A 26,896-nucleotide genomic window follows, 5' to 3' on the forward strand; every position below is an offset into this window, starting at 1 on the left:
CGCCGTCAGCCGGCCGGTTGGCCGTGCCGGTCGCGCCAGTCCCGCGCCTGTGAGAAATGCCCATTGCCGATGAAGGGCAGCGGCGGGCGCAACGCCGACAACGGTGAAGGATGGTTCGACACCAGCACCAGATGACGTCCGGCATCGATCAGCGCGCGTTTGCTCTGCGCATGCGAGCCCCACAGCATGAAAACCACCGGATGGTCGCCCTGCGCCACGTGGCGGATGATGGTGTCGGTCAGCACTTCCCAGCCCTTGCCGGCGTGGCTGGCGGGCTGGGCTTCTTCGACCGTCAGGCAGGTGTTGAGCAGCAGCACGCCGTTGCGCGCCCACTTCACCAAGCTGCCGCCGGGCGATGGAAACGCCGGCGGCGGCGTCCCCAGGTCGCGCTGCAGTTCCTTGAAGATATTGCGCAGCGAGGGCGGAAACGCCACGCCCGGCGCGACCGAGAAAGCCAGACCTTCAGCCTGCCCGCGGCCGTGATACGGGTCTTGCCCCAGGATCACCACCCGTACCTGCGCGGGCGAGGCCAGTTCCAGCGCCCGCAGGGGCTGCGGCGGAAAGATGGTGGCACCCGCGGCGAGTCGTGCAGCCAGGAAGGCCAGCAATTTTTCACCGACCGCGCCGCGGAAGAAATCGTCGACCAGCGGCTGCCAGCCGGCAGCGACCGGCCAGTCAGCCGGGTCTGCGCTTTGCAGCTGATCGGACGCCATGGATTTCAGCCCTCGAAGAACAGGTCGGCCAGCGCCTGGCCGGGTTCTTCGGCGCGCATGAAGGCCTCGCCGACCAGGAACGCGTGCACGCCAGCCGAACGCATGCGCTCGACATCGGCCTTGTCGACGATGCCGGATTCGGTCACCAGCAGGCGGTCGGCCGGCACATCGGCCATCAGCGCCAGCGTGGTGTCCAGCGTGACTTCGAAAGTGCGCAGGTCGCGGTTGTTGATGCCCACCAGCGGCGTGCGCAGCTTAAGCGCACGTTGCAGTTCGGCGCGGTCGTGAACTTCGACCAGCACGGCCATGTCGAGGCTCAGCGCGACGGCTTCCATCTCGGCCATCAGGCCGTCGTCCAGGCTGGCGGCGATCAGCAGGATGCAGTCGGCACCCATGGAACGCGACTCGTAGACCTGGTACGGGTCGACCAGGAAATCCTTGCGCAACACCGGCAGGCCCACCGAGGCACGCGCCTGCTTCAGGTAATCCACGCTGCCCTGGAAGAACTGCTTGTCGGTCAGCACCGACAGGCAGGCTGCGCCGCCTTCGGCATAACTCTGGGCGATGTCGGCCGGAATGAAGTCGGCCCGGATCACGCCCTTGGACGGACTGGCTTTCTTGATTTCGGCGATGACCGCCGGATCGCCCTCCGCGACCTTGGCCCGCATGGCTCCGACGAAATCGCGTGTCAGCACCCGGCTTTCAGCGTCGGCGCGCATGGCCGCCAAAGGCATTTTTCTTTGGGCCGCGGCCACTTCTTCGCGTTTGACCGCGTTGATCTTGTCCAGGATGTCGCTCATGCAGTGGCCTTGTTCTGGTGTTGTCGGCCCAGCCGCTGCGTCTCTTCGACGAACCGGGTGAGCCTAGCGCGCGCGGCGCCGGAATCGAGAGCGGTACGTGCACGCACCAGGCCCTCGGCGATGGAATCGGCGACGTTGGCCGCATACAGTGCGGCCGCCGCGTTCAGCAGCACGATATCCCGTGCAGGGCCGGGCTGGCCGTCCAGCACGCCCAGCAGCAAGGCCATCGACTGCCCGGGGGTGTCGACCTTCAGCGCCCGGTTGCCCGACATGGTCAGGCCGAAATCCTCGGGGTGGATTTCGTATTCACGGATGACACCGTCCTTCAGTTCGCCGACCAGCGTGGCGGCCCCCAGGCTCAGTTCGTCCATGCCGTCCTTGCCGTAGACCACCAGCGCGTGCTGCGCGCCCAGGCGCTGCAATGCGCGCACCTGGATGCCGACCAGGTCGGAGTGGAAGACACCCATCAGGATGTTGGGTGCGCCGGCCGGGTTGGTCAGCGGGCCCAGGATGTTGAACATCGTGCGCACGCCCAGTTCCTTGCGCACCGGGGCCACGTTTTTCATCGCCGGATGGTGGTTGGGCGCGAACATGAAACCGATGCCGGTCCGGGCGATGCAGTCGGCGATCAGGCCAGCCGGCAGGTTGATGTCTGCCCCCAGCGCTTCCAGCACGTCGGCACTGCCGCTCTTGCTGCTGACGCTGCGCCCGCCGTGCTTGCTGATACGCGCACCCGCAGCCGCCGCGACGAACATGGTGCAGGTGGAGATGTTGAAGGTGTTCGAACCGTCGCCGCCGGTGCCGACGATGTCCACCAAATGGGTCGTGTCGGCCACTTCGACACGTGTCGAAAACTCGCGCATCACCTGGGCTGCGGCGGTGATCTCGCCGATGGTTTCCTTCTTCACCCGCAGCCCGGTGATGATGGCCGCCATCATCACCGGCGACATCTCGCCCCGCATGATCAGCCGCATCAGGTGCAGCATTTCGTCATGGAAGATCTCGCGGTGTTCGATGGTGCGCTGCAGCGCTTCCTGGGGAGTGATGGGCATGGCGTTTTCCTCGGGCTTCTTCACTTGCCGTCCAGGAAATTCTTGAGCATGGCGTGGCCGTGCTCGGTGAGGATCGACTCGGGATGGAATTGCACACCCTCGACGGGCAGCGTCTTGTGGCGCACACCCATGATCTCGCCGTCGTCGGTCCAGGCGGTCACCTCCAGCACCTCGGGCGGCGCCGACTTTTCGATGGCCAGCGAGTGGTAGCGGTTGACGGTGAACTGCTCCGGCAGGTCGGAAAAAACGCCCTTCTGCGTCGTGGTGATGAGACTGGTCTTGCCATGCATCAGCTGCTGCGCCCGCACGATCTTGCCGCCGAATGCAGCACCGATGGCCTGGTGGCCCAGGCACACGCCCAGGATGGGCAACCGGCCGGCGAATGTGCGGATGGCTGCCACCGAAATACCGGCTTCGGCGGGCGAGCACGGCCCGGGCGAAATGACCAGCCGGTCGATGCCGGCCGCGATGCGCTCGGCCACGCCGTCCACGGTGATCTCGTCGTTGCGGAAAACTTCCACGTCGGCTCCCAGTTCACCGAAGTACTGGACGATGTTGAAAGTGAAGCTGTCGTAGTTGTCGATCATCAAGAGTTTCATGATGTTTACTCCAGGCCTTCTTCGACCAGTTCAGCGGCACGCAGCAACGCACGCGCCTTGGCTTCGGTTTCCTTCCATTCCAGCTCTGGCACCGAATCGGCCACCACGCCGGCCGCAGCCTGCACATACAGCACCTGGTCCTTGATGAGGCCGGTGCGGATGGCGATGGCCGCGTCCATGTCGCCGCCGTAGCTGATGTAGCCGCAGGCACCGCCGTAGAGGCCGCGCTTGACCGGTTCCAGCTGGTCGATGAGTTCCATGGCGTGCACCTTGGGTGCGCCGCTCAGGGTGCCGGCAGGGAAGGTCGCCTTCAGCACGTCCATCGCGGTCATGCCGTCCTTCAGCACACCCTCGACGTTGCTGACGATGTGCATCACATGGCTGTAGCGCTCCACCGCGAAGGCCTCGGTCACCTTCACGGTGCCGGGCTTGGCGATGCGGCCGATGTCGTTGCGCGCCAGGTCGATCAGCATCACGTGTTCGGCGCGCTCCTTGGGGTCGTTGACCAGCTCGATTTCGGCGGCACGGTCCAGCTCCGGCGTGGCGCCGCGCGGACGGGTGCCGGCCAGCGGGCGGATGGTGATCTTCTGGCCTTCGTCGGTACATTCCTGGCGCACCAGGATCTCGGGCGAAGCGCCCACCACGTGGAAGTCGCCGCCCTGCCCTTTCAATCCTGCACCGAGGTGATAGAAATACATGTAGGGCGAGGGGTTCAGCATGCGCAGCGCGCGATACAGCGACAGCGGCGGCTCGGTGAATTTCTTCTCGATGCGCTGACCCACCTGCACCTGCATGAAGTCGCCGGCCGCGATCAGTTCCTTGGCGCGTTCCACCGCGGCGATGTAGTCGGCCTTGGCAAAACTGCGCTGCGACGGATGGCTGTGCGACGGCTTGATCTCCGGCGCCACCACCGGCTGGCGCAGGCGTTCGCGCAGCACGTCGATGCGGGCCTTGGCGGCATCGAAGGCACCCGGCAACGAAGGGTCGGCATAGACGATCAGGTGCAGCTTGCCCGAAAGGTTGTCGATGACTGCCAGTTCCTCGCATTGCAGCAGCAGGATGTCGGGGCATCCGAGGGTGTCGGGCGGGCAGCTTTCTTCAAGTTTTTTTTCGATGTAGCGCACCGCGTCGTAGCCGAAATATCCGGCCAGGCCACCGCAGAAACGCGGCAGCCCGGGCCGTACGGCCGCCTTGAAGCGGCTTTGATAGACGGCGATGAAGTCCAGCGGGTTGCCCGCAACTGTCTCGATGACCTCGTCGTCGCAGACCACTTCGGTGCGCGCATCGGCACCGAAGCCGCTGGCGCGCAGCAGGGTGCGTGCCGGCAGTCCGATGATGCTGTAGCGGCCGAAACGTTCGCCGCCGACCACCGATTCCAGCAGGAAGCTGTTGCGCCCGCCATCCTGGACATGGGCCAGTTTCAGGTAAAGGGACAGCGGGGTTTCCAGGTCGGCGAAGGCTTCGGCGACCAGGGGAATGCGGTTGTATCCCTGCTGAGCGAGGGCCTTGAATTCAATTTCGGTGAACACGCTTGGGAATCTCCAGCATGAACCCGGCACGTGCCACCCGCCGCCGTTCAAGCGCGGGCGGACAGGCCGGGGTTCGTCGTCGTGGGGGCGTTTGCCGAAGGGGCCATGCGGCCGGGGCAAGACGCCGGGTTGGGGTGTGCCCGTGCCCGGCGGGTCAACCGGGTGTTACGCGCACACAGGAGCGGACGGCCGGCGCCAGGGCCAGGCTCCCCGGTCGGCAAGACCTGTACGTAAAGTGCGGTGGACGAACATGCGCCGAAGTGTAGCAGCGGCCAACAGCGAATCAGCCCAGCAGAGGCGCCAGTTCCACCAGCGAATCCAGGTAGAAATCGGCCCTGACCGAGCGGATGGGTTCACCATGGTTGTAGCCGTAGCTGACCAGCGCCACCGTGCAGCCGGCCGCGCTGGCGGCCTGGGCATCGTTGCCGGAGTCGCCCACCGCCACGGTGCGTGAAGGATCGGTGCCGAGTGCACGGCAGGTCTCCAGCATGGGCAGCGGATCGGGTTTCTTGCGGGAAAAACTGTCGCCACCAAAGACGTGGTCGAAATACCCGTCCAGCGCGTTGGCCTTCAGCAGGCCCGACGCGAAGACCAGCGGCTTGTTGGTCAGGCAGGCCAGCCGCAGGCCGGATGCACGCAACGCCGCAAGACCTTCAGGAACGCCGCGGAAAACGGTGGAGAACCGGCCGTTGATGCCTTCGTAATGCCGGAAGTAAATCGCCAGCGCTTCTTCCGGATCCTGCTGCGGCAGGCCGGCCAGCGGCAGCGCCGACTGCACCAGATGCTCCGATCCCTTGCCGATCAGGCGCATCACGGTCTCGCGCGGCAACGGGGCCGCGCCCAGTTCCACCAGCATGGCGCCGAGTGATTTTTCGAAGTCGCCGAGGGTGTCGACCATGGTGCCGTCGAGGTCGACGATGGCCGCGTCGAATCGGTTCGGGGAAAGGGAAGAAACAAGCGTCATGCCGGTATTAGACCCGCCTACAGCCGGCGGCAGCACCGTCCTACCGATAAGACCGTGCATCGCGGCCAGCATGCATTTCTCCAAGAGAACATCGAAAGGACATCCAAATGGCACGCGAAGACTCTCTCAACCGCGACCCGATCAGCGACGAACCGGGCGCTCACCCCATCGGAACCGGCATCGGCGCAGGCGGTGGTGCCATTACCGGCGCAGCCCTTGGCCTGGCCGGCGGGCCGGTCGGTGTGGCGGTAGGCACCGTCATCGGTGCGGTAGTCGGCGGACTGGCAGGCAAGGGCGCGGCCGAAGCCGTGAATCCCACAGCGGAAGACGCCTACTGGCGCGACGCGTACGTGGGTGAGCCCTATTACACAGACGGCCTCGGCTACGACGATTACGCACCGGCCTATCGCACCGGCTACGAAGGTTTCGCAGCCCGCAGCGGCGACTTCGACACCTACGATGCCGAACTCGGATCGACGTGGGACAGCCGCCGCGGAAGCTCGCGCCTGTCGTGGGACCAGGCTCGCCCGGCCAGCCGCGCAGCCTGGGAACGCGCACGCCGCCAATACGATATCGACAACACCAACCGCGATCTCTGAATGACCGCAATGGAAAACAAGCCTTCGAAAGGCGACACCCGTACCGCCCAACAGGAAACCGAGGGCGGCCGGGTGCCACGCACACCCAATGAACACGACACCTCTGCGGATAGCCAGAAAGGTCGTCAGCCGGGCAACAACGAGGTCGGCAAGGCCGCCCATGAAGACGCCACCAACGGCACGCAGGATACGGACAAGGGCCCCGTGATGGACAAGGTCTACGACAAGGTCCAGAAAGACGCCTGAGCCAGGTCAAGCGTCCGTAAAAGAGAAAGCCCCGCAATGCGGGGCTTTCTCGTTTGACAGGACCGGATCAGGCCGGCACCGAGTCGATATCGGGCCGGTCCCAGTGACGATGCACGAGCATCGCAGCGATGAAGGCCTGAGCCGTGGCCACACCTGCCTCTGTACCGGATTCGCCCAGCACCACCCCGGGATGATTGGCCAGCGCCTCGGCATCGGCCCCGGGGCGTATGCCAAGCAGCGACAGCATCTGCACCCCTTCGGCGATGGCGCAGACCGGCTTGCAATGCTTGTACGCTTCGAGCACGAAATGCACCGCGTCGCCCACCTTGCGCAACGCTTCGACGCTGTCCTTGCCACCGGGCACCAGCACGGCGTCGAACATGACCGAGGGCATGGTCTGGAAGGTACCGGCGACTTCGAGCCGCCTGCCGCCTGCAGTGGCCACCGCGCCCAGCCGAGGGGCCAGGATCCAGCATTCGGCACCGGCGTCGGTCAGTGCCTGCTGCACCGGGCGCAGCGACACCACGTCGACGCCGTCGTGCGCCAGGATCGCCACCTTGCGCGTCTGGATGCCGCCCTTGTCGGGCCTGGGTGTCATGCTCAGCGCGGCCGATTCCTCGATGGGCAATTCGAAGCGCACATTACGGAAACCCGCCTGGCCTGCCGCCGCCTTTTCGTCCGGGGGCTCGATGCCCAGCGGCGCGGCCACACGTTTGGCCAGCTTGGCATCCACATGGGCCAGGTTGTTGACCATTCGCTGGCGCACCGCCAGGGTGTTGACCTTGCTCAACTCGAACCGGAAGCCGGCGACGATGTGTTCCTTCTCGACCGTCGACATGCTGTTCCAGAACAGCGTCGCCTGACTGAAGTGGTCGTCGAAACTCGGGCTCCGCCGCCGCACCTTGGGCGGCTCGACGGTATTGTCCGGCTGGCTGTGGAAACCGGTCTGGCCCCCATCCACCCTGAATTCGGTGCCGGCCGCCAGCGAGTTAGGCTCATAGGAAACCTGGCCGCGTCCGATGGTCTGGCGATGCATGCCGTCACGCTGGAAATTGTGGACAGGCACGATGCCCCGGTTGATCGGGATCTCATGGAAATTGGGTCCACCCAGACGCGACAACTGCGTGTCGGTGTAAGAGAACAGCCGGCCCTGCAGCAACGGATCGCTGGTGAAGTCGATGCCCGGGACCAGATGGCCGGGATGGAAGGCCACCTGCTCGGTCTCGGCGAAGTAGTTGTCGACATTGCGGTCCAGCACCAGCCGGCCGACCGGGGTCACCGGCACCATCTCTTCGGGGATGAGTTTGGTCGCATCCAGGACGTCGAAACCCAGCGATGCAGCCTTGTCTTCGGACATGATCTGCAGGCCCAGTTCCCATTCCGGAAAGTGGCCCTTTTCGATGGCATCGAACAGATCGCGCCGATGGAAGTCCGCATCCTTGCCGGCGATCTTCTGTGCTTCGTCCCACGCCAGGCCATGCACGCCGAGCTTGGGTTTCCAGTGGAACTTCACAAAATGCGACTCGCCCCGGCCGTTGATCATGCGGAAGGTGTGGACGCCGAACCCTTCCATCATGCGGAAGCTGCGCGGCAAAGCCCGGTCGCTCATCGCCCACATCAGCATGTGAGTGGTTTCTGGCATCAGGGAGGCGAAATCCCAGAAGGTGTCGTGCGCGCTGGCAGCCTGCGGAATCTCGTTGTGCGGTTCGGGTTTCACCGCATGGATCAGGTCGGGAAACTTGATCGCGTCCTGGATGAAGAACACCGGCATGTTGTTCCCGACCAGATCGTAGTTGCCTTCCTGGGTATAGAACTTGACCGCGAATCCCCGCACGTCGCGAGCAGTATCGGCGGAGCCTCGTGAACCGGCCACAGTCGAGAAACGCACGAACACCGGCGTGCGTGCCTCGGTGTCGTTCAGGAACTGGGCAGTGGTGTATTCCGACAGCGCCTTGTAGACATGGAAATGTCCATGGGCTGCGGCGCCACGCGCATGCACCACCCGCTCCGGTATGCGTTCGTGGTCGAAATGCGTGATCTTTTCGCGAAGGATGAAGTCCTCCAGCAGGGTCGGGCCGCGCAGACCGGCCTTCAGCGAATTGTGGTTGTCCGGGATCTGCAGACCCTGGTTGGTGGTCAGCACTTGCGCCGGCTCGTCGGCATAGGCGGCTAGTTGCTGGACCTTGTCGCCGGCGGCGCTGGCAGCCTTCGGCTTGCCGCGTGCGCCGTTCCTGGATTGCACCATGGTGTGTGGGTTCCTTCAGTGCTGCGCCACATGGGGCGCGGCCCCTTGTTGTTCTTCAGTAGTCGAAGCAGCACTCGAGAGCATTGACGACCGCGGCCAGGGCGACCAACGCCATCAAGCCCGCCACACTCCACAAAACCCATTCCATGGCTCGTTCCCCCGTTGCCCGTTGTCGATTACTGCTTCAAAAACCGTCTGCTCGCCTGGTTTCCAGGCTTGAAAGAAGGTTAACGAGCGGTAAAGGTGGCAACCGTAGCCCGATGCAGTCGGACCCTGTGGGAAAAACGATGTCGTGCTGTCAGCGTTCTCCCACAGCCTTGGCGCAGGGCTGTGGGGGCTGCAGCAGTAAGGCCGGTCAGCCCTTCAGGGCGGTGCGCATCGAGTCGATGACCCCACGGTAGTCGGGTTTGCCGAAGATGGCGCTGCCGGCCACGAAGGTGTCGGCGCCGGCTGCCGCCACGCGGGCGATGTTGTCGGGCTTGATGCCGCCGTCGACTTCCAGGCGGATGTCCTTGCCGCTGGCGTCGATGCGTTTGCGCACCAGTTCGATCTTGCGCAGTGCCGAGTCGATGAAACTCTGGCCGCCGAAACCCGGGTTGACACTCATGATGAGGATCAGGTCGAGGTCCTCGATCGTCCAGTCCAGCACGTCGAGCGGCGTGCCGGGGTTGAAAACCAGTCCTGCCTTGACGCCCTTCGAGCGGATGGCCTGCACGCTGCGGTGAACATGGGTACTGGCTTCGGGGTGGAAACTGATGAAGTCGGCGCCGGCTTCGGCAAAGGCGGCCGCCAGTGCGTCGACGGGTTGCACCATCAGGTGCACGTCGATCGGCACCGCAACGCCCGCGGGGGTCCTGGCATGCGGCTTGAGGGCCTGGCAGACCATCGGGCCGAAAGTGAGGTTGGGAACGTAATGGTTGTCCATCACATCGAAATGGATCCAGTCGGCACCGGCAGCGACGACGTCCGAGACTTCCGCGCCCAGGCGTGCAAAGTCGGCGGACAGGATGGAGGGGGCAATACGATAGGTGGGTTCTGCGCTCATGGGGTGCAATTCTCGCAGCAGGCCTGGTAACCGTGATGCATACAGTCGCGCGCCTGCCACGGACTAATATCGCCCCATGCCGAACTACCAGTTCACTGTGGCGGTTCAGCCGCAGTACCTCCCCGACCGCTCCGCACCCGAAGACCAGCTATTCGGCTTTGCCTACACCATCACCGTCACCAATACCGGAGACATCCCGGCGCAGCTGATTGCCCGCCACTGGATCATCCGCGACACGCAGGGCCGCTCCGAAGAAGTCAGGGGCCTCGGGGTGGTGGGCCAGCAGCCGTTGCTGCAGCCCGGTGAATCCTTCCGCTACACCAGCGGCTGCCAGCTCCGTGCGTCGAGCGGCACCATGCACGGCTCGTTTTTCTGCGTAGCCGAAGACGCCCATCGATTCGAGGTGCCGGTCCCGCTGTTCGTACTCGAATCCGACGGCACGCCCGGCGCCGGCATGGACGCAGGCGCACCCCGCGTGCTGCACTGAACCTGTCGATGTCAAAACGTGATCTGCAAAGCCTGCTCGACACCCTCGACCCGCAGGCCCCCCTGGCTGATCGGCACCTGTGGCTGATCGGCCTGTTCGAATGGATTCGCGGCAAGAGCAGTAATCCGCAAGCCGCCGTCAGCCGGGTGCAGTTGCTGCTCGACGCACTGGCCACCCAGCCGGGCGCCCGCCTGCGCCTGGCCGCCTGGTGGGCCGCGCTGGTCGATACGGTCGACTTCACTCCGCTGCTGGCCGACTTCGGTTTCGCCCATCGCACCGCCTTCGCCAGCGAACTCTCCGACCGCCTGCGCCGGAAGGTGCTGCCCGCCAGCCCCGAGACGCAGGACGCCGCCGAGCTGTTCCCGCTGGCCCTGCCGCATGCCTTCGACGCCCTGTGGATCGCAGCGCTGGACGAACGTCAGCTGGCCCGCGTGGCCGACCTGCTGGCGCCGCCCGAAGCGCTGCTGGCCGAAAACGCGGCGGCCGTATCGTCCACCGCCGCGTCGCCCTGGCAACACACCCTGCTGGACGCGATCGCCTACTGCGCCGGCCAGGTGGTGGCCACCGGTTTCTCCCCCGAACTCCGGCTGCGCATGGGCGATGCGGCGCGGCTGGCCCGGCCCTTCCACGGCGTCATGATCGACGTCGAGGTGCTGCGCGTCGAAGTGCTGCGCGAGCCCCGCGACGCCGAATACCTGGCCGATGCGGTGCAGCGCCTGCGCGAGCGGCTCGACGCCTGCCGCCACGCCGCCAACAGCATCTACACCCATCTCGAGGACAACGGCATTTCGGTCGGACTGGTGTTCCGCCTGCGCCAGCTGCGCGAACGCCTGCTGCGCATCCGCGAACTGCTCGACTGCGTGCTGTCGGACAGCCCGCCGTACGCCGCTGCCCGGCTCCTTTCGCGGCTGGTGCTGGTCGGCCAGGAACGCCGCAGCGTGCGGGCTTTGGTGGCCGCCAATTCGTCGCTGCTGGCCGCCAAGGTGGCCGAGCGCAGCGCCGAAACCGGAGAGCACTACATCACCCGCGACCGGGAGGCCTACCGGCGCATGCTGCGGCAGGCGGCCGGCGGCGGCGTGCTGACGGCCGGCACGGTGCTGGGCAAGTTCGCGCTGGTGCTGCTGGGCCTGTCGGCCTTCTGGGGCGGCGTGTGGTCCAGCGTGCTGTATGCCGGCAGCTTCGTGCTGATCCAGCTGCTGCATTGCACCCTCGCCACCAAACAGCCGGCCATGACGGCTCCAGCCATGGCGGCCCGCCTGAAACAGATCGAGAACCAGGCCGGCGTCGAACGTTTTGTCGACGAGGTGACCCACCTGGTGCGATCGCAGGTCGCCGCGGTGCTGGGCAACGTGCTGACGGTGTTCCCGGTGATGCTGCTGCTGGCCTGGCTGCTGCAACTGGTGCTGGGGCATCCGCTGGTGAAACCGTCCGAGGCGGCGCACACGCTGCAGTCGCTCAACATCCTCGGCCCGACCGCGCTGTTCGCCGCCTTCACCGGCGTGCTGCTGTTCGCGGCCAGCATCATCGCGGGCTGGGCAGAAAACTGGTTCGTGCTGCACCACCTGGAGTCGGCCATGCGTTTCAACCCGGCCATCATCCGGGTGCTGGGCAAGGTGCGGGCGGCACGCTGGGCGCATTTCATGCGGGAACACATCTCGGGATTTGCCTCCAACATCTCGCTCGGCGTCATGCTGGGCATGGTGCCGCCGCTGCTGGGTTTCGTCGGCCTGGGGCTGGAGGCGCGCCATGTCACGCTGTCCACCGGGCAGATCGCCGGCGCCGCCGTCACCTACGGCCTGCAGAGCCTGCACATGCCGGCCTTCTGGATGTGCATCGCCGCCATTCCGGTGATCGGCGCGCTCAACCTGACGGTCAGCTTCACCCTGGCCTTCCGGCTGGCCTTGCGGGCGCAGAATGTCGGCAGCCCGGCGCGGGCGCGTATCCGCAGCGCCATCTGGAAACGCCTGCTGCACCGGCCGCTGAGTTTTTTCCTGCCGGCCCGCGACAAGGTCGCATCGGCACCATCGGCACCGCCGCCGCCGTCAGCGCCGCCAACGCCACCGGCCGAACGCATCGAACCGCACTGATCAGCCCGCGGACGACGGCCTGCGACGGCCCTGCGGCCGCAGGCGCTTTCCGCGGTACATGGCCCGGTCGGCGGCGCGCAGCAGGCCGGCGGCATCGGTCGCGTCCTGCGGGAAAAGCGCCACCCCGATGCTCAGCGTGACTTCCACCTTGCCGCCGCCGTCGAGCGAAATCGGCTCGCGCATGCCGGACTCGATGGCTCCGGCGATGCGCCCGGCCTCACGTGCGCCGCGCAGCCCGTCGAGCAGCACTGCGAATTCGTCGCCGCCCAGCCGCGCCACCACGTCGTGGTCACGCACCTGAGCCCGGATGCGCCGGCCGATGGCCACCAGCACCCGGTCGCCGGCATCGTGGCCGCGTTCGTCGTTGATCTGCTTGAACCGGTCGGCATCGACGAAAAGCAGGGCCAGCTGCCCCTCGGTGGACGCAGCCGCCGCCACCGCCGAGGCCAGTGCCTGCTCGAAGGTGGCGCGGTTGTGCAGCCCGGTCAGGCTGTCATGGCTGGCGCGGTGGCTCAGGTGGGCGTTCTCGCGTTGCAGATGCTGCTGGCGCGATTCCAGCTCGGCCAGCAGCGTGTTGACGTCTTCCCCCAGCCGGTGGAATTCGTCGATGCCGGCGGCCGGCACCCGCAGGCCCGGCGTACGTTCCACCCGCGCTCCACGCAGCACCGCCGCCAGCGGCCGCAGCGGCTCGAGGATGCGACCGATCACACGCTGCATGACGGCGGCGGCCAGCAGGGCGCTCAGAAGGAGGCAGGCCAGCACGGCGCCGATGCCGCCCAGCACGAAACCCAGCAGCCCGCGCCCGGCACCCCGCATGCGCACCCGACCGATGGGTGCGCCGTCGTGCAGCACCAGCTGGTCGGCCGCGGGTGGCAGCAGCCAGCGCGCCAGCAGGTCCTGCGCGCCGGCCCAGCGGGTGGCGGTGCGACGGCTCCAGTGGCTCAGCAACTGGCCGTCCAGGTCGAACACCGAGGCTTCGGCGATGTCTTCCGACCCGGCGATCAGCGCCAGCGCATCGAACATTTCGACGCTGTCGTGGAACACCATCGCGGGCTCGACCGTGTAGCCGGCAGAACGCGCCGCCAGCTGCAGGTTGTGCGCAGCCTGCTCGCGCAGCACCAGCGCGCCCATGCAGGCCAGCAGCACCGCGGCGGCCAGCACCGCCACCGTCACCGACACGAACAGGCCGCGCCGCAGCGTCTGCTGCAAAGACCGGCGTTTCACGGTGATCGCACCTGGTTCCGCGCGAGTTGCAGCAAACCCGGATGCACCCGCACACCGCTGCGCGCCAGCGAGGTCAGATTGACGTCGAAACCCGAGCCGCCGCCCGGTGGCGGGTCCAGGCAGAACATGTCGCCGCGGTAACAGGCCTCGGGCCGGTCGCCGATGGTGAGCACCGGCCGGCCGGCGATGCGCCGCCGCAGCGCCTCCCACTGCCGGCGCGAAAGGTCGCCCATATAGATCGCCTCGCAGCCGCGGCTGTCGGCCGGCAGGCTTCGATGCACCGTCACCCGGTGGTGGTGCGTCCGGTCGCCGGGCGGCAGCGTGTCGCCATAGCGGGTGCGACCCACCACGCAAAGCCGGATCTGGTGCGGATCGCCCGGCCAGCGGGCAAAACCCAGGATGCCGTGGATGGTCGCGGCGGCGTCGGCGGCCTGCCCAGGGGCCGGGGCCGCGCGCACCAGCAATGCCGCGAAGCAGCCCATGACGGACATGGCGATGACACCTGTTTTCGAGATTCCTGGCCCCTTGCCGGCGCGTCGCACGCTGCCTGTAAAGTCACCCGTTTGCTTCAGCGGTCGCCCACGGATGGCGCGCCGCCTTCTCGTTGCCCTCATGAACGACCTCGTCACCCTCTGGATCGAATGGCTGCGGCCATCCACCGGCCTTGTCACGGTCCAGTGGTCGCTGCTGCTGGCGGCGGCATCCCTCATCGCCTACCTGCTGCATCGCGGCACCGGCCTGCCCAAGGTGGTGGGATACGCGCTCGTGGGCAGTGTGGCGGGCTTTGCGGGTTTTGGCGGCACGGCCGTATGGCCCCTTCGGGGCAACAGCCTGTTCATCCTGGAACTCGGCATCGCCGTGGTGCTGTTCGAGGCCGGCGCCCGGGTGCCGCTGCGCTGGTTCCGACACAACCCGATGGTGCTGGTCCAGAGCCTTGCCGAATCGGCGCTGACCTATGTCGCAGTGGCAGCCGCGCTACGCTGGATGGGCCTGTCGCCCGCGGTGGCCGGCCCCCTTGCACTGATGGCGATGGCAGCGTCGCCTGCGGTGCTGGCCCGGGCGGCGGCCGATGCCGGCGCCAGCGGCCCGGTCACCGATCGCGCCATGGTGCTGGCCACCCTGGGCACGCTGTATGCGCTGGCCATCGGCACCGCGCAGGCCGAGCTGCAAAGCCGTGAAGAGCTGCGCCTGCTGGCCACCGCCGGCCCGGCTGCCATGGTGCTGGTGCTGTCGATGGCGGTCGGCAGCCTGCTGGCGCTATGCCTGCGGCTGGCGTTGAAGGTGATGAGTCCGGCCAGCGAGAACACTTCCATCCTGCTGCTGGCGCTGATCGCCGCCGCCGCCGGTTTTGCATCGCACCTGGGAGGATCGGCTCCGCTGGCCGCACTGGTCGGCGGCATGCTGCTGAAGCAGTTCGCGCCGCGCCCCTGGTCGTGGCCGCGCCAGCTGGGCACCGCCGCATCGCTGCTGACCATGCTGATGTTCGTGCTGGTGTCGGTGGTCACCGCGCAGGTCGACTGGACATGGCCGGTCGCCCTGCTGGTGCTGGCGCTGGTGGGCGTGCGTGCACTGGCCAAGATCGCCGGTGTGGCCGTTGCCAACATCGGCAGCGGCGTCAGCTGGCGGCAGGCGATGTGGGTGGGTTGCGCGCTGTCGCCGATGTCCTCGGTGGCGCTGCTGATCGCCTCGCAATATGCGCAGGCCGGCGGGCCTGTCGCCCGCCGCATCACCGGCATCGCCCTGCCGACCATCCTGGTGATGGAACTGCTGGGCGCGGTCGTCGCCACCATCGCCCTGCACCGTGCCCGCGAAACCTCGCGGCCCTGGCTGCCGCGCCGCGGCCATCGCATGGCCGAACCGATGGCCGCACCCCCGCCGACGCCCGGAGACGACCATGGCGCTTGAAACCTTCGTCCCGTCGCAGGCGCTGACGCTGGGCGTGGAACTGGAACTGCAGCTGGTCAACACCCACGACTACGACCTGGCTCCGTATGCGGAAAACATGCTGCGCCTGATGGAAGGCCAGCAGCTGCCCGGCAGCGTGGTGCCGGAAATGACCTCGAGCATGATCGAGATCAGCACCGGCATCTGTCAGGACGCCGGCCAGGTGCTGAACGAGCTTTCGACCATCCGCGACGCGCTGGTGCGCAGCGCCGACAAACTCAACATCGCGGTCGCAGGCGGCGGCACCCATCCGTTCCAGGTCTGGCACGAACAGCGCATCTACGACCGGCCGCGGTTCAAGGAACTGTCGGCGCTGTACGGATACCTCACCAAGCAATTCACGATCTTCGGCCAGCATGTGCACATCGGTTGCCCGGACGCGGACTCGGCGCTGCTGATGCTGCACCGCATGTCGCGCTACATCCCGCATTTCATCGCGCTGTCGGCCTCCAGTCCCTTCGTGCAGGGGCAGGACACCCAGTTCGACTCGGCCCGCCTCAATTCGGTGGCCGCCTTTCCGCTGGCCGGCCGTGCGCCCTTCCATCTCGACTGGGCCGAGTTCGAGGCTTTCTTCGACAAGATGGCGCGCACCGGCGTGGTCGGAAGCATGAAGGATTTCTATTGGGACATCCGGCCCAAACCCGGCTTCGGCACCATCGAGATCCGTGTCTTCGACACACCGCTGACCGTCGAGCGCGCCGCCGCGCTGGCCGCCTACGTGCAGGCGCTGGGCGCCTGGTTCCTGGCCGAGCAGCCCTTCATGCCCGACGAAGACGACTACCTGGTCTACAGCACCAACCGTTTCCATGCCTGCCGGTTCGGGCTGGAAGGCACCTACGTCGACCCAGGCACCGGCGACCACATGCCCTTGCGCGACCACATCCTGCTGACCCTGCACCGCATCGGCCGCCATGCCCAGGGCCGGGGCGGAGAGGCCGGCCTGCACCTGCTGCGCGCCGAGGTCGACGCAGGCCGCAACGACGCCAGCTGGCTGCGCCGATGCCAGCAGAAAGAGCAGTTGCTGGCCGAAACCACCCGCCAGGCGGCAGGCCGTTTTCGCGGCGACACGCACGGCAGCCGACGCTGAGCCACCCGTGCCACCGACAGGCGGCGCGGCTGTCCGCCGACAAGGGCTGTAAAACGTGACCGGCGCGACCGCCGTCGGGATTCCGGTTCGATGAGGACTCGTTTCGCAATGCCGCAGACGATCCAACAAATCGAATCCAAAGGAATCCCGACATGTCCAACCCGACCACCCGCCGCCGCTTCGGCTCATACGGCATCACCGCGACCGCCCTGGCTTCGGTGGTGTTCAGTCTGTCCTTCGCTGCACAGGCCCAGAGCACTGCGCCGGCCAAGCCCGATGCCGACATGCAGACCGTGCTGGACTCGCTGGCCAGCCTGAAAGGCAAGCCGATCGAGACGTTGCAGCCACCCGAAGCCCGCAAGCAGCCGACACCGACCGATGCGGTCAACAAGATCCTGAAGACCACCGCCCAATCGACCAAACCGCAGGTCATGGTGCCCGGCATCACCAGCAAGGACATCATGATTCCAGGCGCCGCCGGCCAGTTGCCGGCGCGTGTTTACGTGCCCGCCGGCCGCGGTCCGTTCCCGGTCATCACCTACTTCCACGGCGGCGGCTGGGTGATCGCCGACAAGAACGTCTACGACGGCGGCGCACGCGGCTTGGCCAAGAGTGCCAATGCGGTGGTGGTGTCGGTGGATTACCGCCGTTCGCCCGAAGTCAAGTTCCCGGCTGCCTGGGACGACGCACTGGCCGCCTACAAATGGACCGCCGCCAACGCAGCGCAGCTGAAGGGCGATCCGACCCGCCTGGCGCTGGCCGGTGAGAGCGCCGGCGGCAACCTGGCCGTCGCCACCGCCATCGCAGCCCGCGATGCCGGGTTGCCGAAACCCGCCGCCGTGGTGTCGGTCTACCCGGTCGCGCAGACCAGCACCACCACACCTTCGTACAACACTTATGCCGATGCCAAGCCGTTGAATCGCCCGATGATCCTGTGGTTCGTGAACCATCTGATCAAGTCGCCGGACGACCTGAAGGACCCGCGCCTGCAACTGATCGACGCGAACCTGGCGGGCCTGCCGCCGGTCACCATCATCAATGCGCAGATCGACCCGCTGCTGGACGACGGCGCCATGCTGGAAGCCGCACTGACCAAGGCGGGCGTGCCGGTCGAACGCAAGGTGTACGACGGCGTCACCCACGAGTTCTTCGGCATGGCCGCCGTGGTGCAGAAGTCGCGCGACGCACAGGCCTTCGCGGGTGATCGCCTGAAGAAGGCTTTCGGCACCGGCATGTAATTACCGACAGCCTGAATGGAAAAGGGGCATCGCCTAGGGGCGATGCCCCTTTTTTTCTGAATCAATAAGCGCGGAGATTCCAGGAACCGGACGAAGGCATGGCGGCATACAGCGGCGCGTTCTCACGCATCAACAAGGCCGGATAGCCCTGGAAATTTCCGTAGGACAGGATTTCCGGCACCGGGACGCCCTGTTCCGACATGCCGGCGAGTCGCTCGACCTCACGCGCGACGCTTGTTGAATGCATCCACGGGTTCACCACCAGCATCAAACCGCTCGGATAACCCTGCGGCGTCAGCACCCGATGGACGTTACCCAGGGGCTGGCGGGCCAGAACCGGGCTGAGGGGCGTCTGCGAATAATCCACTGTCGACCGGATGAATCGCAACGGACTACCCTGTGTCGGATGGGACGCACCGGCAGTGAAGAAACCGGGATTGACCGTGCCGGCATGTCGGCCCGAAATGTCGTGCAGGGCTGCGTGGTGCGCCTGCCAGGACATGGGATGCGACTGGTCCAAAACAGGTTGCTGCCGCGGCTGATGCGCAGGCGTCGGCGAATACCTGGGGCACGGGGCCGCAGCACCTGAAAAATAGGGAAGACCTGGGTGGCCGAACATGTTGATTCCAAAAAAACAAAACCGCGATCCTGGAAGCCGACTGCAATCCCGTCGTACGTTCTTGCGAAAAAACCCGTCGACACCCGAAACGGGTTTGCGCAAGACGAGCGTGATCGGCTGTTTTTCGGTCAGGCCAGCAGAAACACGCCCTCGGCCACTCTCCCGCCATTCACCATCACTTCCACCACATGCCGCCCGGCATGGTGAACCCGGGTGCTGAAATCACGCACCATTTGGCGTTTCAGCAGGGTCAGGGTTTCCCCAGCGGCCAAATCCAGCGTCTTCCACTTGAAGACCTTGGGCACCGCGTGCCCCGCGGCTTTCACATAATGAATGGCGTAGTCGACCACCAGTTTTTGCGGGCCCGCGGCGGTGGACCTCACGACCAACGTCAGCGTCAAAAGGTCGCCCAGCTTCAAAGAAGTCGGCGAGGCATCGAAACGCTGCACCTCCAGCTGCGCCACTTCCCCCGCACCGATGATCGCCAGCGCCCTCCGGTCACCCTGCTTGATCAAAGTGCGCAACGCATGCCGCGCGACCCAGGCGCAATGCGGATCGGCCAGCGGCCAGGCCTCGATCCGCGCCATCACCCACGCCGGATGGTCCTTGGTGATGTCGTTGAGGTGGTTGGCGACCGACTTGCGCACATACGGCGCCGGGTCTGCCCGCAGTGCCTGCAGGATGGGTTCGGCCAGCGACGGATCGGCTGCCAGCAGCGGCAGCCGGCCGGCCCAGGGCAGACGGGGGCGGCTGCCTTCGCTGGCCAGGCGGCGCACATGTTCGTCAGGGTCTGCCGCCCATTTGCGCATCGCCTTCAGCGTTCTGTGCGGGTCCTGCAGCAGGAAGGGCCGGATGCCGAATTCGGACGAACCGAAACGGGTGAAGAACTCCAGCGCATCCATCGACACGTCGAAATCGTCCAGCCCGTGGATCGCCACGTATTCCGACAGGGCCAGGCAGACGAAGGCACTGCCGATGCGCGGCGCCAGCAGCCGCAGCACCGCCAGCTGGTCGCGGTAACCGCCGGGCAGGGCGGCCTGCAGGCTGGTGGCGACCCGCCGCATGCGCTGCATCACCGAAAGGGCATCGGCACCTTCACCGCACAGGGCCAGGAAACGTTCGCGGTCGAAGGCAGGGCTGCAGGCCTTCGCCTGATCGGCGATATGTTCCAGCCGCGCCCGGTTGAAGATGTGTTTCAGGGCTTGCGGGTTGTCGGTTTCGGCTGAACTCATGAGGGCCTGCAAAAAAGAATCTGAAAAATCTTTGCACCGGACTGCATCCAAACGCCGGGCCCGGGGGTAGAGCAAGTGTCGCCGCACCGTGCGACCTCTTTCCAACCATCGGAGAACCCCGTCATGCGCACCACCACCAACCGCCTTGCCATCGTCGGCGCTGCCGCCTGCACCGCCCTGCTCACCGCCTGCGGCAGCATGCAGCCGATGTCGTCCTTCTCGCAGGCAGACCTGCCGCCGACCATCCAGGTCCCGACCGGCAACAAGGTTGCATGGGAAACCGTCGGCAAGGGCGACATCAACTATGAATGCCGGGACAAGGCCGGCGCCCCCGGCCAGACCGAATGGTTCTTCGCCGGCCCGGTCGCCACGCTGTCGGATCGCTCGGGCAAGCAGGTCGGCAAGTACTACGGCCCACCGGCCACCTGGGAAGCCATGGACGGCTCCAAGATCACCGCCACCCAGCTGGCCGTGGCGCCCGCCGGCATGGGCAACCTACCGTTCCAGCTGGTGAAGGCCAACCCCGCCATGGGCACCGGCGCCATGACCGGCGTGACCTATGTTCAGCGTGTGGCATTGAAGGGCGGCGTGCCGCCGTCCACCGCATGCACCGCTGCCAACAAGGGCCAGAAAGTGGTCGTGCCCTACCAGGCCGACTACATCTTCTGGAAGGCCGCCTGACCGTTCGTAATGCGTAACGCGAGGTAAGTTGATGCTGGCAACGGCTACGATAGCCGCGTGCCAGCATCCGACGACACCTTCGACCACCACGCCACCCTGAGCGCATGTGCGCAGGGTGACCGCCACGCACTGCAACGGCTCTATCAACACGAGAGCCGGCGATTGCTGGGTGTGGCTCTGCGGATCGTGCGCGACCGGGCATTGGCCGAGGACGTGTTGCACGACGCATTCATGAAGATCTGGCAGCGCGCCGCCAGCTTCGACGGATCACGGGGTGAGGCCCGGGGCTGGATCTACAGCGTGGTGCGCTACGCCGCACTCAACCATATCCGCGACACCGCCCGCGAGGTGACGCTCGAAGAAGAAACCGCCGCCGCCGTGGACGATGCCGTCGCTCTCGCTGCCTACGAACAAGCGCCCGACCCGTTCGAGCGCCGAGCCGACCTGGGCCGGCTCGACGGCTGCCTGCAGAACCTGCCGGCGGCGCGGCGGGACTGCATTCTTTTTGCGTATCTCGACGGCTGTTCCCACGGAGAAATCGCCGAGCGGCTGAAAACGCCGCTGGGCACGGTCAAGGCCTGGATCACCCGGGGCATGGCCGCCCTGCGGGAGTGCATGGCATGAACGATTCCAATCCTTCTTCGGATGACCTGCAGGCGCTGGCCGGCGAGTACGTGCTGGGCACCTTGTCGGCGTCGGCGCGCCGGTCGGTCGAGGCACGGCTGCCCGGCGATGAAGCCTTGCGTGCCGCCGTGGCCGAATGGGAAGCACGGCTGTTGCCGCTGACCGACCTGGTCCAACCGGTCGAGCCGTCCGAGTCCCTTTGGGAACGGATCACCCACAGCATTGCGAGGCTGGAGCAGCGCGCCGAGCCCGCTTCTGCCGGTCGGCCGCGTGCCGGTGCGGCTGCGGGCTGGTGGAACAACCTGGCCCTGTGGCGCGGCCTCAGCGCGGCTGGCTGTGCGGCCGCGGTCGTGATGGCGTCGGTGCTGGTGTTGCGTGAACCTGTCGCCAAGCCACCGCAGTACCTGGTGGTGCTGGTGGGGCCGCAGGACAAGGCGCCCGGCTGGGTGGTGCAGGCATCCGCCCGGGGTCAGGCCGTCGACCTGATTCCCCTCGCCGACTCTGCTGTTCCAGCCGAGAAGTCCTTGCAGTTCTGGACCAAGGCCGACGGATGGAAGGGGCCCGTGTCCCTCGGACTGGTGCGACCGGGGCAGACGGTTCATGTGCCTTTGTCTTCCCTGCCTCCGCTGCAGGCCAATCAGCTGTTCGAGTTGACGCTGGAGCCTGCGCAGGGTTCGCCTATCGATCGGCCTACCGGGCCCGTGCAATTTATCGGGCGGGCCGTGAAGGTGCTTTGAGGATTTGATCGCGAATCAAATCCGTCAATTGAAAATGGTCGGATCGTTTTGCTTTATGGCCTGCACCAGCTTCGGGTATGCAAGCATATAAATTGAAAGTGCCTCATCGCCAAAGTTCGACTTGACGTCCTCCCGGAATAGTTGCTCTCGCGATGAAAAACATTGATTCCTGAGCGTGCACGCATCCACCACGTAGAAGTCGTCTTGTTGCCCGCAAGAACCTGCCGCCGCTTCGCAGGCCGCAGCCATCCAGGCTGCGCCGAATACCCGCGGTGCAAAATCCTGGCTATAACGCACGCCATCGAATTGGATGCCGCCAGCATTTTCCGAAAACAGTACCGACGAGAACTTCTCGATAAACAAGGGATCTTTGGTTTCAAGGATACTGACGATGGCCTGCCGCCTTTGCGCAGGGTCGACCGCCTCTGATCTTAATGTGCTGGATTTGGCCATCAATGGATCCGCCTTGATCCTGGGATTCATTTGCAACGCCGCAATAGCTTCCGCGGAGACTTCCTGGTCGATAAAACTTGCGCAGCGTTCTTCCCTCAGGGTTTTTGCACGCGCTTGAGCCGCAGAGCTGGCCATCCAGTTCTGTGGTGCCTTGTGATATCGAATTGCTTCGCAACGCACCAATAGATTCGCCGCATAAAATCCCCCGCCTTCATCCATTCGCTGGAGAAATGCGAGATACAGCTGTCGCCAATTCCGTGAGTGTTGCACCTCACTGGCCAGCGACCCGGCTTTGACCCCAAATGCAGCTTTGGCGTTTACGGACGGGGTGTCCAACGCTGGCACAACCACCTTGCCTGGTGTGGCTGATTCTTTTTTTTCTGAAAACGTCGTATCGGCGTGCACTGCCTCAGGGTCGCTTTTGCCATAGATCAACAAAAATGCGCAGCTCGCCATGGCGCAAACGCCAATCGCAAGAATAAATTTCTTTTTCAGCCGCATACAGTATCTTTTTGAACGACTCCGGCCGGAGTGCTACCAGCCTCCATGGTTCCTGCATCGGGAAAACCAGGTGTCACCATGCTGAACCCGCGATTCACCACCGTTCATCTTTCAGTATATCCATCCGCATAAATCACCCAGAAATAACCCTTTTTATCCACAAAATTGTTATTCCCCCAAAAGTCCCAGAAACTTTTGAATTCCTGCAGTCGACGATAAACCTGCTCTGCAGCGAGCCATCGGTTCACCACATCGCTTTGTGATGTCACGTCCTTGCCGCTCAGCTCCAGCGAGAAGCATGGAAAACCCCGGAAAAGGTTCGCCAACGCCAGCACCGATCGAGCCGTTACCGAACGAACCTACACCAAAATTATAATAGCCCGATCCATACTGAAAATCGGATCATGTCGTTCAGCGCCTGAAATTAATCTAATGCCGCTCTGTTTTCCACCTGCGCCGGGGAGCGACTTCATTCTTGGTTCCATCGGAGATTTTTGAAAGAAAAACGCAGGGCACCGCTGACATGCCCTTCATCCGAGCTACCCTCGCCCCCTGCCCAGCCAACCTGCCAGATGCCCCGCCGCCATGGGCGAATTCGACCTCATCACCCGCTACTTCAAACGACAGCCCAAACGCTCTCCCCTGGGCGTAGGCGACGATTGCGCATTGCTGGCGCCCGCCGTGGGCCAGCAGCTGGCCATCTCGACGGACATGCTGCTCGAAGGCCGTCACTTCATCTCCACAGTGGATCCGCAGAAACTGGGCCACAAGGCACTGGCCGTAAACCTCAGCGACCTCGCAGCCTGCGGTGCGAGACCCCTTGCCTTCACCCTCGCGCTGGCCCTGCCCAAAGCTGAGGAATCCTGGCTCGAAGCATTCGCCAAGGGCATGTGGACCCTGGCCGAACAGCACGAATGCGACCTGGTGGGCGGCGACACCACCCAGGGCCCGCTCAACATCTGCATCACCGTGTTCGGCGAGGTCCCCACCGGCCAGGCCCTGCTGCGCTCCGGCGCAAACGCAGGCGACGACCTGTGGGTCAGCGGCACCCTGGGTGACGCCCGCCTGGCACTGGAGGCCCTGCGCGGCACGCTCAGCCTGCCGGCGGAAACCTTCACCGCCACGCGCGCGAGGCTCGAAACCCCGACCCCGCGTGTCGCCCTGGGCCTTGCCCTGCGTGGCCTGGCCACCAGCGCCATCGACATCAGCGACGGCCTGCTGGGCGACCTGCGCCATGTGCTGGCGGCCAGCCAGGTCGGCGTGACCATCGACACATCGCGGGTGCTGCCGCTGCTGGCCGCCGGCACCGACGCCTGCTCGCAGCAATGGGCGCTGACCTGCGTGCTGGCCGGCGGCGACGACTACGAACTGGCCTTCACCGCGCCGGCCGACAAACGCGCCGATGTCGAATCGGCCGGCCGGGCCAGCCATACCCGGGTCACCCGCATCGGCCGCATCGATGCCGAGCCGGGCTTGCGACTGCTCGATGCCGACGGCGTCGCGCTGCAGCAGCGCTTCGCCAGCTTCGACCATTTCTCGTGAACACCAACCGCATGACGACCGAAGAACCGACCCACACCCAAGCCACGCCCGCGGTGCGCGCCACCGCCGCCTTCATGCGCCGACACCCGGCCCACTGGATCGCCCTGGGTTTCGGTTCCGGCCTGTCGCCTTTCGCACCCGGCACGGTGGGCACGCTGTGGGCCTGGGTAGCGTGGCTGGTGCTGTCGCACTGGCTGGACAGCGCCGCCCTGGGCGTGCTGATCGCGGTCTCGACGCTGGTCGGCTGGTGGGCCTGCACCGTCACCGCACGGCGGTTGAACACACTCGACCCGTCGAACATCGTGTGGGACGAGGTGGTGGCCTTCTGGCTGGTGCTGTGGCTGGTGATGCCGACCGGGCTGCCCGGCCAGCTCGTCGCCTTCGGCCTGTTCCGTTTCTTCGATGCGGTCAAACCCGGGCCGGTGGGCTGGGCCGACCGCGCCTTCCATGGTTTCGGCCCGCGCGGAGGCTTCGGCATCCTGGCGGACGATTTCGTGGCCGCCTTCTGTACCTTGCTGGTGATCGCCGGCTGGAAAGCATTTTTCTGATGAGCACCTCCCTTCCCGAAGACCACGACCGGCTGACCGCATCGCTCTGGCAACCGCTGGCCGAGCAGATGAAGTGGCGCGGCTGGAAACTGGCCACCGCCGAAAGCTGCACCGGTGGGCTGATCGCGGCCGGCTGCACCTCTCTGGCCGGCTCCAGCGACTGGTTCGACCGCGGTTTCGTCACCTATTCCAACGAGTCCAAACACGACCAGCTGGGTGTCGACAAGGCCGCCATCGACGCCTACGGCGCGGTCAGCAAGGCGGTGGCGCAGGCCATGGCGGCGGGTGCCATCACACGGTCGAGGGCCCAGGTTTCGGTGGCGGTGACCGGTGTGGCCGGCCCCGGGGGCGGCAGCGGCGACAAGCCGGTGGGCACGGTGTGGTTCGCCTTCTGCCTGCCGGGCCGGCCGCCGATGGCCGAACTTCGGAACTTCGACGGTGACCGTGCCGCAGTACGCGCGGCCACGGTTCGCCACGCCCGCGAACGGCTGCTGGGCCTGGTGCAGGGCACGCCTGCGAACTAGCGCGCGCCGGGCGGGTCAGTCCGCGCGCGAACGTTTGGCGCGATACATCGCGCCGTCGGCACGGCGCATCAGCATGTCGGCGTCGTGCGCATCGTCGGGGAACACCGCGACGCCGATGCTGAGTTCGACCTCCAGGCGCAGGTCGCCGTCGGCGATGGGGGCGTGCATGGCCTCGTGCACCCGTTGCGCCGCGGTTTGCCACACCGATTCGCGCGCACGCGGCAGCAGCACCACGAACTCGTCGCCACCTAGCCGGGCCACCATGTCGTCGCCCCGCAAGGTGTTCTGCAGGCGGCTGGCGACCGCCCGCAGCACCCCGTCGCCGACGGCGTGGCCGTGGCGGTCGTTGATGTTCTTGAAGGCATCGAGGTCGATGAAAAGCAGGGCCAGCCGCTCGCCGCGTTCGGTCGCGCCATCGACCGCGCGGCGCAGCGCCTGCTCGAAGAAAGCGCGATTGGGCAGGCCCGTCAGGTGGTCGTGCTGGGCATCGTGGCGGCTGCGGCGCTCGCGCAGGGACACCTTCTCGTAGTTGCGCTGGAAGCCGCGCGAGATCACCACCAGCAGCAGCGACAGGGCGACGCCGCCCGCCAGCACCGCCAGCGGCACCGCCCGCAACCAGGGCAGCGGTGCGTCGTGACTGAAGGTCATGCGCCACTGGCGCCCGCCGACCGTCAATTCGCGCACCAGGGGCGCTGCGCTGCGCCGGCCGTCGTCGCCCTGGGGCAGGCTGTCGTACAGCAGGCCGACCCTGCCGGGATGTTCGACGCCGGCCAGGCCGATGTCTTCGATGCGGATGCGCCAGTGGGCATCGCCGGACGCCAGCAGGCCGGCCATCAGCACCGGCATGTCGAGCGCCACGCCCAGCTGGCCGCGATAGGTGCCGCGCCGCTGCTCGATGGTGACCGCCCGGCTGCCACGCTGGTAGACCGCATAACGCAGCAGCACTGCCTGCCCGCCCTGCACCAGGGGCATTTTTTCCGACAGTTCGGGCCGGCCGCTGTCGCGGGCTCGTTCCTGCACTTCACGCAGCGCCGGGCTGGAGTTGGCGTCGAAACCGAAGGCCCGTTCGTTGCCCAGCATCGGCTCGTTGAACAGGACGGGCAGGTAGCTCGGCCGGCGGCTGCGCGGATGGATGGCGAAACCGGGATAACCCGCCGGCGACATGCTGCGGTCGCCCCGCACCGAGGCCTCGAAACGCGCGCGGTCGGCATCCAGCACCAGCGGCGCATATTGCAGGGCCACCACGCCGGGGAAACGCGCGGCGATTTCCTGCATCTCGTACTGGTCGTGGAACTCGCGGCGTGACAGGCCGTCGCCCACCCGCAGCAGCCCGCCCAGGCCAATGGCCAGGTCGAAGTAACGCTGGATACGTTCGTTGGCCGCATCGACCGTGCGGGCCGCCACCCGGCCCGACTCGGAACGCGCCAGCGTCTGTTCGCGCCAACCTGCGGCCACCCACGCAGCCAGTGTCAGGGCCAGCATGACCAGCGGCAGCAGCGCCGCCAGCCGCAACACCCGCAGCCGCGGGCCGGGCGGGAACGGCGCCTGCGGCTGGGCGGAAGCCGGCATCCGGGGA

27 protein-coding genes and 1 pseudogene are annotated in these 26,896 nt (G+C 66.1%); 13 read left to right on the forward strand and 15 right to left on the reverse strand.

Annotation, left to right across the window (positions count from 1 at the left end):
- Positions 1-5: 5 nt before the first annotated feature.
- The 6 genes from AC3ANW_RS20110 to gph all read right to left on the reverse strand — a co-directional run bounded on the left by AC3ANW_RS20110 (position 6) and on the right by gph (position 5,657).
- On the reverse strand, positions 6-713 hold the full coding sequence (locus AC3ANW_RS20110) for a uracil-DNA glycosylase (RefSeq protein WP_488342599.1): 708 nt from the start codon (positions 711-713) through the stop codon (positions 6-8).
- Between the two features lie 5 nt (positions 714-718).
- Complete coding sequence (trpC, locus tag AC3ANW_RS20115; RefSeq protein WP_488342600.1) at positions 719-1,513, reverse strand: indole-3-glycerol phosphate synthase TrpC; 795 nt, start codon at positions 1,511-1,513, stop codon at positions 719-721.
- A complete protein-coding gene (gene trpD / locus AC3ANW_RS20120) occupies positions 1,510-2,565 on the reverse strand; it encodes an anthranilate phosphoribosyltransferase (RefSeq protein WP_488342601.1) in 1,056 nt (351 codons plus the stop codon). Before trpD ends, trpC begins: the two co-directional genes overlap by 4 nt.
- 20 nt (positions 2,566-2,585) lie before the next feature.
- Positions 2,586-3,164 carry an aminodeoxychorismate/anthranilate synthase component II gene (locus AC3ANW_RS20125; RefSeq protein ID WP_488342602.1) on the reverse strand — a complete coding sequence of 193 codons (579 nt, stop codon included), beginning with the start codon at positions 3,162-3,164 and terminating at the stop codon, positions 2,586-2,588.
- A 5-nt stretch (positions 3,165-3,169) separates the two neighbouring features.
- Positions 3,170-4,693, reverse strand: a complete 1,524-nt coding sequence (locus AC3ANW_RS20130) for an anthranilate synthase component I family protein (protein ID WP_488342603.1) — start codon at positions 4,691-4,693, stop codon at positions 3,170-3,172.
- 283 nt (positions 4,694-4,976) lie between these two features.
- Positions 4,977-5,657, reverse strand: a complete 681-nt coding sequence (gph, locus tag AC3ANW_RS20135; RefSeq protein WP_488342604.1) for a phosphoglycolate phosphatase — start codon at positions 5,655-5,657, stop codon at positions 4,977-4,979.
- A gap of 107 nt (positions 5,658-5,764) precedes the next feature.
- On the opposite strand from gph, the pseudogene AC3ANW_RS20140 reads away from it, so the two are divergent.
- Both AC3ANW_RS20140 and AC3ANW_RS20145 read left to right on the forward strand, forming a co-directional pair.
- A pseudogene (locus AC3ANW_RS20140) lies at positions 5,765-6,214 on the forward strand (ferritin-like domain-containing protein); the annotation flags it as partial.
- Positions 6,215-6,256: 42 nt separating this feature from the next.
- Complete coding sequence (locus tag AC3ANW_RS20145; RefSeq protein WP_488342605.1) at positions 6,257-6,502, forward strand: hypothetical protein; 246 nt, start codon at positions 6,257-6,259, stop codon at positions 6,500-6,502.
- A gap of 67 nt (positions 6,503-6,569) precedes the next feature.
- On the opposite strand, the gene AC3ANW_RS20150 is transcribed toward AC3ANW_RS20145, so the two are convergent.
- A complete protein-coding gene (locus AC3ANW_RS20150) occupies positions 6,570-8,747 on the reverse strand; it encodes a catalase (RefSeq protein WP_488342606.1) in 2,178 nt (725 codons plus the stop codon).
- A 355-nt stretch (positions 8,748-9,102) separates the two neighbouring features.
- Positions 9,103-9,792 carry a ribulose-phosphate 3-epimerase gene (gene rpe / locus AC3ANW_RS20155; RefSeq protein ID WP_488342607.1) on the reverse strand — a complete coding sequence of 230 codons (690 nt, stop codon included), beginning with the start codon at positions 9,790-9,792 and terminating at the stop codon, positions 9,103-9,105.
- A 76-nt stretch (positions 9,793-9,868) separates the two neighbouring features.
- Here rpe and apaG point away from each other — a divergent pair, with 76 nt between their 5' ends.
- Together apaG and AC3ANW_RS20165 are read left to right on the forward strand one after the other, a co-directional pair.
- Entirely contained in the window at positions 9,869-10,279 is a 411-nt protein-coding gene (gene apaG, locus AC3ANW_RS20160) for a Co2+/Mg2+ efflux protein ApaG (protein WP_488342608.1), read from the forward strand.
- Positions 10,280-10,287: 8 nt separating this feature from the next.
- On the forward strand, positions 10,288-12,366 hold the full coding sequence (locus tag AC3ANW_RS20165) for a site-specific recombinase (RefSeq protein WP_488342609.1): 2,079 nt from the start codon (positions 10,288-10,290) through the stop codon (positions 12,364-12,366).
- Here the strand turns inward: AC3ANW_RS20165 and dgcN are convergent, their stop codons facing one another.
- The gene (gene dgcN / locus AC3ANW_RS20170; RefSeq protein WP_488342610.1) at positions 12,367-13,590 is read right to left on the reverse strand and encodes a diguanylate cyclase DgcN/YfiN; all 1,224 of its coding nucleotides are present in this window, start codon (positions 13,588-13,590) and stop codon (positions 12,367-12,369) included.
- The gene (gene yfiR, locus AC3ANW_RS20175) at positions 13,587-14,081 is read right to left on the reverse strand and encodes a regulatory sequestration protein YfiR (RefSeq protein ID WP_488342611.1); all 495 of its coding nucleotides are present in this window, start codon (positions 14,079-14,081) and stop codon (positions 13,587-13,589) included. Before yfiR ends, dgcN begins: the two co-directional genes overlap by 4 nt.
- A gap of 121 nt (positions 14,082-14,202) precedes the next feature.
- Between yfiR and AC3ANW_RS20180 the strand changes: the two genes are divergently transcribed.
- The 3 genes from AC3ANW_RS20180 (at position 14,203) to AC3ANW_RS20190 (ending at position 17,859) form a co-directional block, all read left to right on the forward strand.
- On the forward strand, positions 14,203-15,495 hold the full coding sequence (locus tag AC3ANW_RS20180; protein ID WP_488342612.1) for a cation:proton antiporter: 1,293 nt from the start codon (positions 14,203-14,205) through the stop codon (positions 15,493-15,495).
- A complete protein-coding gene (locus AC3ANW_RS20185) occupies positions 15,485-16,621 on the forward strand; it encodes a YbdK family carboxylate-amine ligase (RefSeq protein ID WP_488342613.1) in 1,137 nt (378 codons plus the stop codon). Before AC3ANW_RS20180 ends, AC3ANW_RS20185 begins: the two co-directional genes overlap by 11 nt.
- A 152-nt stretch (positions 16,622-16,773) precedes the next feature.
- Positions 16,774-17,859 (forward strand): alpha/beta hydrolase, encoded by a 1,086-nt coding sequence (locus AC3ANW_RS20190; RefSeq protein WP_488342614.1) that lies wholly within the window; start codon positions 16,774-16,776, stop codon positions 17,857-17,859.
- A 61-nt stretch (positions 17,860-17,920) separates the two neighbouring features.
- On the opposite strand, the gene AC3ANW_RS20195 is transcribed toward AC3ANW_RS20190, so the two are convergent.
- Positions 17,921-18,361, reverse strand: coding sequence for a hypothetical protein (locus AC3ANW_RS20195; protein ID WP_488342615.1), 441 nt, complete (start codon positions 18,359-18,361; stop codon positions 17,921-17,923).
- A 245-nt stretch (positions 18,362-18,606) separates the two neighbouring features.
- Positions 18,607-19,710, reverse strand: coding sequence for a DNA alkylation repair protein (locus tag AC3ANW_RS20200; protein WP_488342616.1), 1,104 nt, complete (start codon positions 19,708-19,710; stop codon positions 18,607-18,609).
- A 123-nt stretch (positions 19,711-19,833) separates the two neighbouring features.
- Between AC3ANW_RS20200 and AC3ANW_RS20205 the strand changes: the two genes are divergently transcribed.
- The 3 genes from AC3ANW_RS20205 to AC3ANW_RS20215 are packed head-to-tail and all read left to right on the forward strand — an operon-like array spanning position 19,834 to position 21,752.
- The gene (locus AC3ANW_RS20205; protein WP_488342617.1) at positions 19,834-20,391 is read left to right on the forward strand and encodes a DUF3455 domain-containing protein; all 558 of its coding nucleotides are present in this window, start codon (positions 19,834-19,836) and stop codon (positions 20,389-20,391) included.
- Positions 20,392-20,448: 57 nt separating this feature from the next.
- Entirely contained in the window at positions 20,449-21,015 is a 567-nt protein-coding gene (locus AC3ANW_RS20210) for a sigma-70 family RNA polymerase sigma factor (protein WP_488342618.1), read from the forward strand.
- Positions 21,012-21,752: an anti-sigma factor gene (locus AC3ANW_RS20215; protein WP_488342619.1), complete on the forward strand. Its 741-nt coding sequence runs from the start codon at positions 21,012-21,014 to the stop codon at positions 21,750-21,752. The genes AC3ANW_RS20210 and AC3ANW_RS20215 overlap by 4 nt, the downstream gene beginning before the upstream one ends.
- A gap of 24 nt (positions 21,753-21,776) precedes the next feature.
- Here the strand turns inward: AC3ANW_RS20215 and AC3ANW_RS20220 are convergent, their stop codons facing one another.
- Together AC3ANW_RS20220 and AC3ANW_RS20225 are read right to left on the reverse strand one after the other, a co-directional pair.
- On the reverse strand, positions 21,777-22,706 hold the full coding sequence (locus AC3ANW_RS20220; protein ID WP_488342620.1) for a hypothetical protein: 930 nt from the start codon (positions 22,704-22,706) through the stop codon (positions 21,777-21,779).
- Positions 22,707-22,810: 104 nt separating this feature from the next.
- Positions 22,811-23,032 carry a hypothetical protein gene (locus AC3ANW_RS20225; RefSeq protein WP_488342621.1) on the reverse strand — a complete coding sequence of 74 codons (222 nt, stop codon included), beginning with the start codon at positions 23,030-23,032 and terminating at the stop codon, positions 22,811-22,813.
- Positions 23,033-23,291: 259 nt separating this feature from the next.
- Here AC3ANW_RS20225 and thiL point away from each other — a divergent pair, with 259 nt between their 5' ends.
- Genes thiL through AC3ANW_RS20240 form a run of 3 tightly spaced genes read left to right on the forward strand, consistent with a single transcriptional unit; the run spans position 23,292 to position 25,320 of the window.
- A complete protein-coding gene (gene thiL, locus AC3ANW_RS20230; RefSeq protein ID WP_488342622.1) occupies positions 23,292-24,248 on the forward strand; it encodes a thiamine-phosphate kinase in 957 nt (318 codons plus the stop codon).
- 11 nt (positions 24,249-24,259) lie between these two features.
- Positions 24,260-24,796 (forward strand): phosphatidylglycerophosphatase A family protein, encoded by a 537-nt coding sequence (locus AC3ANW_RS20235; RefSeq protein ID WP_488342623.1) that lies wholly within the window; start codon positions 24,260-24,262, stop codon positions 24,794-24,796.
- Positions 24,796-25,320, forward strand: coding sequence for a CinA family protein (locus tag AC3ANW_RS20240; RefSeq protein WP_488342624.1), 525 nt, complete (start codon positions 24,796-24,798; stop codon positions 25,318-25,320). The genes AC3ANW_RS20235 and AC3ANW_RS20240 overlap by 1 nt, the downstream gene beginning before the upstream one ends.
- Before the next feature lie 15 nt (positions 25,321-25,335).
- Here the strand turns inward: AC3ANW_RS20240 and AC3ANW_RS20245 are convergent, their stop codons facing one another.
- On the reverse strand, positions 25,336-26,889 hold the full coding sequence (locus AC3ANW_RS20245; protein ID WP_488342625.1) for a diguanylate cyclase domain-containing protein: 1,554 nt from the start codon (positions 26,887-26,889) through the stop codon (positions 25,336-25,338).
- Positions 26,890-26,896: the final 7 nt, after the last annotated feature.

Source organism: Xylophilus sp. PBN-3R, from assembly GCF_057747805.1.